Source organism: Streptomyces sp. NPDC058646, from assembly GCF_042716875.1.
Classification (GTDB): Bacteria; Actinomycetota; Actinomycetes; order Streptomycetales; family Streptomycetaceae; genus Streptomyces.
Window position 1 is genome coordinate 104,505 of sequence record NZ_JBHXRK010000027.1, and the last position, 9,537, is coordinate 114,041.

The 9,537-nt window shown below is 73.1% G+C and carries 6 protein-coding genes; 4 read left to right on the forward strand and 2 right to left on the reverse strand.

Annotated features, from left to right (window positions below; genetic code table 11):
• Nucleotides 1-64: 64 nt before the first annotated feature.
• Nucleotides 65-2,539 carry a protein kinase gene (locus ACFWUZ_RS28515; protein ID WP_384378894.1) on the reverse strand — a complete coding sequence of 825 codons (2,475 nt, stop codon included), beginning with the start codon at nucleotides 2,537-2,539 and terminating at the stop codon, nucleotides 65-67.
• Nucleotides 2,540-2,734: 195 nt separating this feature from the next.
• A complete protein-coding gene (locus ACFWUZ_RS28520) occupies nucleotides 2,735-4,441 on the reverse strand; it encodes a glycerol-3-phosphate dehydrogenase/oxidase (protein WP_384378897.1) in 1,707 nt (568 codons plus the stop codon).
• Nucleotides 4,442-4,698: 257 nt separating this feature from the next.
• Between ACFWUZ_RS28520 and ACFWUZ_RS28525 the strand changes: the two genes are divergently transcribed.
• The 4 genes from ACFWUZ_RS28525 to ACFWUZ_RS28540 all read left to right on the forward strand — a co-directional run bounded on the left by ACFWUZ_RS28525 (nucleotide 4,699) and on the right by ACFWUZ_RS28540 (nucleotide 9,406).
• Nucleotides 4,699-5,928 (forward strand): nucleotide sugar dehydrogenase, encoded by a 1,230-nt coding sequence (locus tag ACFWUZ_RS28525; protein ID WP_384378900.1) that lies wholly within the window; start codon nucleotides 4,699-4,701, stop codon nucleotides 5,926-5,928.
• Between the two features lie 131 nt (nucleotides 5,929-6,059).
• Entirely contained in the window at nucleotides 6,060-6,533 is a 474-nt protein-coding gene (locus tag ACFWUZ_RS28530; RefSeq protein ID WP_384378903.1) for a hypothetical protein, read from the forward strand.
• 100 nt (nucleotides 6,534-6,633) lie between these two features.
• Complete coding sequence (locus tag ACFWUZ_RS28535) at nucleotides 6,634-7,599, forward strand: hypothetical protein (protein ID WP_384378906.1); 966 nt, start codon at nucleotides 6,634-6,636, stop codon at nucleotides 7,597-7,599.
• A gap of 7 nt (nucleotides 7,600-7,606) precedes the next feature.
• A complete protein-coding gene (locus ACFWUZ_RS28540) occupies nucleotides 7,607-9,406 on the forward strand; it encodes a M16 family metallopeptidase (RefSeq protein ID WP_384378909.1) in 1,800 nt (599 codons plus the stop codon).
• Nucleotides 9,407-9,537 lie beyond the last annotated feature (131 nt).

Below are 9,537 nucleotides of genomic sequence, written 5' to 3' on the forward strand. Positions count from 1 at the left end.
CCCATGGCCCCGCTGACACGATACGTCGCCGGGGCCGCCCGCGTCCCGGGCCTGACAAGGCTCGTCAGCTGAGCACTTGGAAGGTTTCGAACGCGGTGTTGCGCATCTGGGTGCACTCGGGGCCGTCCCACTGGTCGGCGGCGCAGCTGATCATGATGGCGTAGCCGTTCTTCGCGTCCACCTTGAAGCCGCGGTTGAGCACGCGGACCTTGGTGCCCTGCTGCTCGCGCTCGAACTGCCAGTCGGCGACGGTCGGGTAGCCCCGGTACTCCACCCCGTCGATGCCGAGCGTGCGGTAGCCCTTGCTGGTGCCCGCGACGGCCGGGGCCAGGGCGGCCCAGGCGGCCCTGGCATCGTCACCGGGGCTGTTGGTGTGGTCGACCTGGATGCGCGGGAAGCCGCCGTCGCGGCTGTATATGGCACCGGACTTGTCGCCCGCCGTGGCCGTCTGCTTGAAACCCTCGGGCATCGCCATCGAGAAGTGGAAGGCGAGGTCCGTCACCACGGCGTACCCCGCCGGGAGTCCGCCGCCCGGGGAGCCGGGCGTGGCGCCCTGTCCCTGGCCGCTGCCCGGCGTCTGCTGGCCCTGGCCGGGCTGGTCGCCGTTCCCCCCGCTGGCCGCGCCGTTCTCGGTGCCGCTGCTGCTGCCGTTGCTGCTGCCGTTGGCGTTCGGGTCGCCGGGCTGGGGGGACGCGCCGGAGCCGCCCGGGGTGCCCGCGGATGCGGCGCCCGAGGCGGCCGGCGTGGGCTGGCCGCCCTTGCCCTCGTTGCGGCCGCCCTTGTCGTCGCCGCTGACCGCGTAGGCGATGAGCGAACCGATCACCGCCAGCGCCACGATCACGCCCGCTATCGCGAGCGCGATGGTACGGCGCGGCATGACGTCGGTCAGCGGGGCCGCGACCGGAGCGGTCCTGGACGGCGCCGGGGGCTCGGCGGCGGAGACGGCCGGTGCGGCCGCCGCCTTGCGGGCGGACTTCAGTGCGGCCCGGGCCCGTTCGCGCTGCTCGCGCTCGCGCCGCTCGCGCTCCTTCTTCTCCGCCTTCTCGGCGGCCTTCTCCGCGGCCGCCTTGTCGGCCGCTTCCCTGGCGTCCGCGAGCGAGATCTGCCGCGTCTCGTCGGCGGGAACCGGCAGGGGCTTCGGCGCCGGCTCGGGTGCGTTGAGGACGGCCGTGAGCATGGCCCGCGCCCGGTGGTCGTCGAGGCGCTGGGCCGGGTCCTTGGCCAGCAGGCCGTAGATGACGTCGGTCAGCGGACCGGCGTTCTTGGGCGGATCGACCGGCTCGGTCATCACCGCGGTGAGGGTGGCGAGGGCGGATCCCTTGTCGTACGGGGGCGTTCCCTCGACGGAGGCGTACAGCAGCCCGCCGAGCGACCACATGTCCGCGGGCGGGCCGGGCTTGTGGCCGCGGGCGCGCTCGGGGGAGATGTAGGAGGGGGCGCCGACGAGCATGCCGGTGGAGGTGACGGAGGGGTCGCCCTCGACCTGCGCGATGCCGAAGTCGGTCAGGACGACACGGCCGTTGCCGGCGATCAGCACGTTGGACGGCTTCACGTCCCGGTGCAGGATGCCCTGTCCGTGCGCGGCGCGCAGTACGTCGAGGACCGCGAGGCCGACCTCGGCGGCGCGGTGCGGGGTGAGCGGGCCGTTCTCCCGGATGAACTCGGCGAGGGAGGAGCCCTCGATGAGCTCCATGACGATCCAGGGGCGGGCGTCCTCGTCGACGACGTCGTAGACCGTCACCGCGCCGCCGCTGCGGATGCGGGCGATCGCCTTGGCCTCGCGGAGGGTACGGGTGATGAGGCGGCGCTTCTCGTCCTCGTCGACGCCGGTGCTGAAGCGGAGTTCCTTGACGGCGACGGTCCGGCCCAGGATCTCGTCCTCGGCGCGCCAGACGGTGCCCATGCCGCCCTTGCCGAGGACGGAGCCGAGCCGGTAGCGGCCGGCGAGCAGCCGTCCCTTGTCCTGCCCGGCCGCCGCCTTGGCGGCCTCGGCCCTGGCCTTGACCTCGGCGGCGACGGCATCCGCCTTCTCCACGGGGGTCGTGGCGGCCGGCTTCGCCGGGTCCGCCTTCGCCGCCGCGGGTTTCACCGGATCCGCCCCGGCCGCCGCGGGCACGGCGTCCTCGGGCCCGGCGTCATCCCCGGCGGCCTCCGGCTCCGCAGCCGCGGCGGGCTTCGGCGTACCGGTCTGAGCCGTGGCGGGCTTCGAGGGCGCGGGCTCCGCAGCCGGCTTCACCTGCTCGGTCTTCGCCGCAGCCGGCTTCTTCGCGACGGACACCTTCGCCGCAGCTGACTTCGGCTCAACCGGCTCCGCCGCAGCGGGCACGGCGTCCTCGGGCTCCGCAGCGGGCACGGCCGCCTCCGGTTCCGCAGTTGCGGCGGGTTTCTCCGCCGCGGCCCCGGCCGGCTTCGGCTTCGCCGCGGGCTTCTTCAGGCCCGTCCCGGGCGCCGTGGGCTCCGTGTCGGCCGCAGCCCCGGAAGGCTCAGCCGGACCGGCCTTGTCCGCCTTCGGCTGTTCGGTGTGCTCCGGCTTCGACATGCGTCCCCTCTGCGATCGTGCCGCCTGCTCCGGCTGCCCCGGCCCGTTCCGGCCGTCCCGGCAGCCGCCGGGGTTCCCGGTGCCCCGCTCCGGCCGAATCCGTCCGGTAACCCACCCCGGCAGAAACCTCATTGTTCCTCACTACGCAACGGACGGGCGCCCCGGGTCCACGGTTCCCCCTTCCGCATCCCGGAGTTACAACGGAACGATGTCGGGCGCCCCCAGCCGCGCCGCGTCCGCCGTCTGGTCGTCCGGCTGGCGCTGCGATTCCCTTTCCGCCTGCACCCTCTTCTCGTAGTGCTCCACTTCCTTCTCGATCTGCCCCTTGTCCCAGCCCAGAACCGGAGCCATCAATTCCGCACATTCCCGGGCCGACCGCGTCCCCCGGTCGAAGGTCTCGATCGAGATCCGGGTCCGCCGGGTCAGTACGTCGTCCAGGTGCCGGGCGCCCTCGTGCGAAGCCGCGTACGTGATCTCCGCCCGGAGGTAGTCGTCCGCCCCGGACACCGGCCGGCCGAGCCCCGGATCGGCGGCGATCAGGTCCAGCAGTTCCTCGGTCAGCGACCCGTACCGGTTCAACAGGTGCTCCACCCGCACCACGTGAAGACCCGTCCGGGCGGCGATCCTCGCCCGCGCGTTCCACAGCGCCCGGTAGCCCTCCGCCCCCACCAGCGGCACGTCCTCCGTCACGCACTCCGCGACCCGCTGGTCCAGCCCGTGCACCGCCTCGTCGACCGCGTCCTTCGCCATCACCCGGTACGTCGTGTACTTGCCGCCCGCGACCACCACGAGCCCCGGCACGGGGTGCGCCACCGTGTGCTCGCGGGAGAGCTTGCTCGTGGCGTCCGACTCGCCGGCCAGCAGCGGCCGCAGTCCCGCGTACACGCCCTGCACGTCGTCGCGGGTCAGCGGCACGGCCAGGACCGAGTTCACGTGCTCCAGCAGGTAGTCGATGTCCGCGCTGGAGGCCGCCGGGTGCGCCTTGTCCAGATCCCAGTCGGTGTCCGTGGTGCCCACGATCCAGTGCCGTCCCCACGGGATGACGAACAGCACCGACTTCTCGGTCCGCAGGATCAGGCCGGTGCTGGAATGGATGCGGTCCTTCGGCACGACCAGGTGGATGCCCTTGGATGCGCGCACGTGGAACTGGCCGCGCTCCCCGATCAGCGCCTGGGTGTCGTCCGTCCACACCCCCGTCGCGTTCACGATCTGCTTCGCGCGGATCTCGTACTCGCCGCCGCCCTCCACGTCCTGCACCCGGGCGCCGACCACCCGTTCGCCCTCGCGCAGGAAGCCGATCACCCTCGCCCGATTGGCGCACTTCGCCCCGTAGGCGGCGGCCGTCCGCACCAGCGTGGCCACGTACCGCGCGTCGTCCATCTGGGCGTCGTAGTACTGCAGGGCGCCCACCAGCGCGTCCTTGCGCAGCGCCGGAGCCACCCGCAGCGCCCGCTTGCGGGACAGGTGCCGGTGCACCGGCAGACCCCGGCCGTGCCCGCTGGACACCGACATCGCGTCGTACAGCGCGACGCCCGATCCGGCGTAGAGCCGCTCCCAGCCCTTGTGCTGCAAGGGGTACAGGAACGGCACCGGCTTCACCAGGTGCGGGGCGAGGCGCTCCAGCAGCAGGCCGCGCTCCTTGAGGGCCTCACGCACGAGGGCGAAGTCGAGCATCTCCAGGTACCTGAGGCCGCCGTGGATCAGCTTGCTGGAGCGGCTGGAGGTGCCCGAGGCCCAGTCCCGCGCCTCCACCAACCCGGTCGCGAGGCCTCTGGTGGCCGCGTCGAGCGCCGTGCCGGCGCCCACCACTCCCGCGCCCACGACCAGTACGTCCAGTTCCCGCTCGGCCATCCGGGCGAGGTGCTCGGCGCGCTGCGCCGGTCCGAGTGTCGCTGTCCTCACGGCTGCCTCCCGTTGGTGCGGGTGTTCCCCGCGTCGTGCGGGTGATCCCGCTCACGTCCCCCGTTGCCCGATTCTGACCGCCCGCACCCACATCAGCCACCGCCTGTGGACAACACAACGGTGATCACCACCCCAGAATGCGACATATCTGTCATATATACGCCTAGTCTGACATTGCGCCAGCTCCTTCGGGGCTTCCCCTGTCCACAGGACTTGCGCGCGCATCCCCCTCGTGTCAGGGAAGGGACGGCACCCCCATGCCCGCAGACCTCGCCGTCATCGGACTCGGCCACCTCGGCCTCCCCCTCGCCCAGGCGGCCGTCGCCGCCGGGATCGAGACGGTCGGCTACGACAGCGGTCCGGTCACGGACTCCACCCTCACAGCCGCCGAGATCCGCCGCATGTCGGCGGCCGGCTTCCGGGTCACCACCAACCCCGCCGAGCTGGGCAGGGTCCGCACCGCCGTCATCTGCGCCCCCACCCAGCTCGGCGCCGACCGCGCCCTCGACCTGTCCGCCGTCGGGGAGGCCGGCCACGCGCTCGCCGCCCGGCTGCGCCCGCACACCACCGTGATCCTCGAATCGGCCGTCCACCCGGGCGTCACCGAGGACTACCTGCGCCCGATCCTCGAAGCGGGCTCCGGGCTCCGGGCCGGCCGGGACTTCCACCTGGCCTACTCCCCCAGCCGCCTCGACCCGGGCAACCGGACCCACGGCATCTCCAACACGCCCAAGGTGATCGGCGGCCTCACCCCCGCCTGCACCGAGTCGGCGCACGCCTTCTACGCCCGCCTCGCCGAGAAGGTCGTGCGGGCCCGCGGCCTGCGCGAGGCGGAGACCGTACAGCTCCTGGAGACCAACTACCGGCACGTAAACATCGCCCTCATGAACGAGATGGCGGTGCTCTGCCACGACCTCGGCGTCGACCTGTGGGACGTGATCCGCTGCGCGGAGACCAAGCCGTACGGCTTCCAGGCCTTCCGCCCCGGCCCCGGGGTCGGCGGCCACGGGGTCCCCCTGGACCCCACCTACCTCCCCCACACCACGCGCACCCCCGGCCACCCCCTGCGGATGGTCGGCCTCGCGCAGGAGATCAACAACCGGATGCCGCAGTACGTCATCCAGCGCTCCGCCACCCTGCTGAACGAACACGGGAAGTCCGCCCGCGGGGCCCGGGTGCTGCTGCTCGGCGTCACGTACAAGCCCGACCTCGCCGATCAGGAGGGCTCCCCGGCCGGCGAGATCGCCAGCCGGCTGATCGACCTGGGGGCGCTGATCAGCTACCACGACCCGTACATCGCGGGCTGGCGGGTCCGGGACCAGCCGGTCCCCCGCGCCGAATCTCTGTACGAGGCCGCCGCGAACGCCGACCTGACGATCCTGCTCCAGCACCACCGCACCTACGACATGCAAGGCCTCGCGGTGAAGGCCCAGTTGCTCCTGGACACCCGCGGCGCCAGCCCGGCCGGCGCCGCCCACCGCCTCTGAGAGCTGCTGCGCCGCAGCAGAAATCCCCCCGCCGCATGCCGGAATCGACTGCTAGCCTGCGGCGTCACTTATCTCGCACTTATGCCCGACGGACGTACGTGCGCACTGATCCCTTGGGGGGGATTTCCCACATGAGCCAGAACTTCCAGCCGCCCGCGCCCGCCTCCTACACCGAGACGCCCGCCCCGGCCCCCGTACGCCGTGGCAACATCGGCTTCGGCATCGTCGCCGCCGTCGTCGCCGCCCTGGTGTCGGCCGGCGTGTACGGCTGGATCATGAAGGCCGCCGACCGCGAGATCGGCTACATCGCCGCCGGTGTCGGCCTCCTCGTCGGCCTCGCCGCCGGAAAGATCGGCGGCCGCAACGCGGTCCTGCCGGTGGTCGCCGCCGTCCTCTCCCTCGGCGCCGTCTACCTCGGCCAGATGTTCTTCATCGTGCTCGCGCTGGCCGAGTACGGCAGCGTCGGCGTCGGCGAGGTGCTCGACAGCGTCGGCGTCAGCGGCCTGAACGAGATCTGGAAGGAAGGCACGGACGCCATGTCCTTCCTCTTCTTCGCCCTCGGCGCGTTCACCGCCTTCGGCGCGGCCAAGAAGGTCAGCGACTGACCTCCGGACCTCCGGTGAGGCGCTGAGCAGGCACGATCGTGATCTGACGGCGGCCTGAAACCCCTGTTGACGAGGGGGCGGCCGATCATATGATCCGCGCGTGTCTGCTCTTCCTCCTCCCGGTCGGCCCGTGTTCGAACCCGCCGACCGCATCCCCTCCCTCGCCGCACTGCGCGAAGCCGTGCGCCGTGGGGACTGGGACGCCGTCCACGACGGTCTCGGCACGCTTGCCTCCGAGGACGACCGCGCCCTCGCGAGCAGGGTCGTCGCCGAGACCGACGGAGCGGAGACGTTCCTGCGGTCCCAGGTCGACCGCAGGCCGCGCGATCCGCTGGCGCGGGCCCTGCTCGCCGACCGGTTCGTCCAGATCGGCTGGGCCATCCGCTCCGGCCACCGCGCCGAGCACGTGTCGGAGCATCAGTTCCGCGACTTCCACGCCTACCTGCGGCGCGCCGAGGTCCTGCTCATCGACGTCTGCGCCGAGTACCCCGCGTACGCCCTGGCCTGGTACCTGCGCGTGATCACCGCCCGCGGCCTCGAACTGGGCGCGAGCGAGGCGCGGCGGCGCTACGACCGGCTCGCCGAGCACCACCCGCACCACTACAGCGGCCAGCAGCAGCTGCTCCAGCAGCTCTGCCCCAAGTGGGGCGGCAGCTGGGAGGCAGCCCACGGCTTCGCCCACCGGTGCGCGGCCGAGGCTCCGCAGGGCAGTCCCAGCGGGGCCCTGGTCGCCATCGCCCAGATGGAGCAGTACCTGGAGCTGTCGGAGAAAGAGGGCAAGGGCAGTGCGGAAACGTATCTGCGCGCACCGGAGAACCACGCGCGGCTGATCGACGCCGCCGCCCGGTCCGTCCTGCACCCCGACTTCCGCGCCGACGCCCACCACGCCGTCGCCGCCCACAGCGCCTTCGCCGCGGCGCACTGCGCGGCCGGCCGGCACGCCGACGCGGCCCCGCACTTCCGCGCCCTCGGCGACCACGCCAGCGAGTTCCCGTGGAGCTACCTGAGCAACGACCACGAAGCCGTCTTCGTGCGCCACCGCAAGACCGCACTGGCGAAGGGCTGAGGACCACATGGACATCGAGACCACCGGCCCGGACACCACCGGAGCACCCGCGGCCACCGCACCGGCCACCACCGCCGCTCCGGTAGCCGCCCCCGAGACCACCACCGACGCCGACGGCATCACGCACACCACCGTCGGCGGCATCCGCACCCTCCTCGCCCCGCGCTCCGGCCCCGTCACCGCCGGACTGCTCTTCCGCGTCGGCCGCGCCGACGAGACCCTCGCCACCAGCGGGATCACCCACCTGGTCGAACACCTCGCCCTGCACCGGCACGGCCTGAGCGACCTGCACTACAACGGCGCCACCGCTGCCACGTACACCCACTTCCACGTCACCGGCACCCCGGCCGACGTCGTCGAATACCTCAACGGCGTCTGCGCGGCCCTGCGCGACCTCCCCATGGACCGGCTGGAGACGGAGAAGGAGATCCTGCGCACCGAGGCCGCCGGCCGCAGCCGCGGCCCGGGCCACGGCATGGCCCTGTGGCGCTACGGCTCCCGCTCCTACGGGCTCACCGACTACGCCGAGGCCGGCCTGCACCGGATCACCGCGCACAACGTCCGCGACTGGGCCGCGACCCGGTTCACCGCCGAGAACGCGGTGCTGTGGATCACCAGCGACACCCTCCCCGAGGGCCTTGACCTCACCCTGCCCACCGGCGCGTGGCACCCGGCCCCCGAGGCCAGCTCCGCCCTGCCCGCCACCCCCGCGTACTTCCGGGGCGACGAGGGCGGGCTCGTCCTGACCTCGGTCCTGCCCCGCTCCACCAAGGCCGGCCTGCTGACCGAGATCCTCGGCAAGGAGCTGTTCCGCGCCCTGCGCCAGAAGGGCGGCTACTCGTACACCGCGGCCGCCGAGTACGTCCCGCGCGACACCGACTCCGCGACCGTCGTCGCCTACGCCGACGCGCTCCCCGAGAAGCAGGACGCCATGGTCGGCGCCTTCGTCGACGTCCTCGCGAAGCTCCGGGCCGGCCGGATCGAACACACCGACCTGGAAGCCGTACGGACGGCCGCGCTGGCCCAGTTCGACGTCCCGGAGCTCGCCGCGGCCAAGCTCCCGACGCAGGCCATGAACCTGCTGATGCGCCACCGCGACCTGACCGTCGCCGAGGCGCGGGCCGAGATCGAGGCGGTCACCGTCGCCGACCTCCACGAGGTCGCCCGCGAGCTGTGGGCGGGCGCCCTGATGCAGGTGCCCGGCCGGGACGTGGAATGGGCCGGGCTCACCGCCGCCCCCACCACCTCCCCCGACACGGTCACCGGACGGCGCTACACCTCGCTGGAGGACCGCAGCGTCGCCCTGCTCGTGGCGGGCGACGGCGTCAGCCTGGTCGCCCCCGACAACCAGGTGACCGTCCGGTACGCCGAGTGCTCCCTGATGTACGTCTTCCCCGACGGTGCCCGCCACCTCGTCGGCCACGACGGCTTCACCCTGACCGTCGAGCCGACGCTGCACGGCATCACCGCCGCGGAGCTGGCTCCCCTGGACGCCGGCGTCCCGCCCGCGGCGGTCGTCCGCATGCCGCCCCGCGACCCGGCCCGCATCCCGCAGCCCCGCACGCCGGAGCCGGCCGGGCCGAAGGCCACCCGGAACACCGGGACCACCGTCGCGCTGTGGCTGCTGGGGCTGATCTCCGGGTTCCTCACGGTCCTCTTCGGCCTGCTCGTCCTCGCCGAGACCGACGCCGAGATCTCCCCGGACGGCCCCGACTGGATCTTCGTGACCGGCTTCGGCATCGTCTGCCTGATGTTCGTCGTCCCCTGGCTGCTCGTGCTGCGCCACCGGCTCAAGGGCAAGGGCTGACACAGGCGGAAGGGGGGGGCCCCCCCCCCGGGGGGGGGGCCCGGCAGGGGGGGGGGGGGGGGGCGCCCCCGGGGGGGGGGGGGGGCCCCGCCCGGGCCCCCCCGCGCGGGGACACCCTGAGGAGGGGGGTT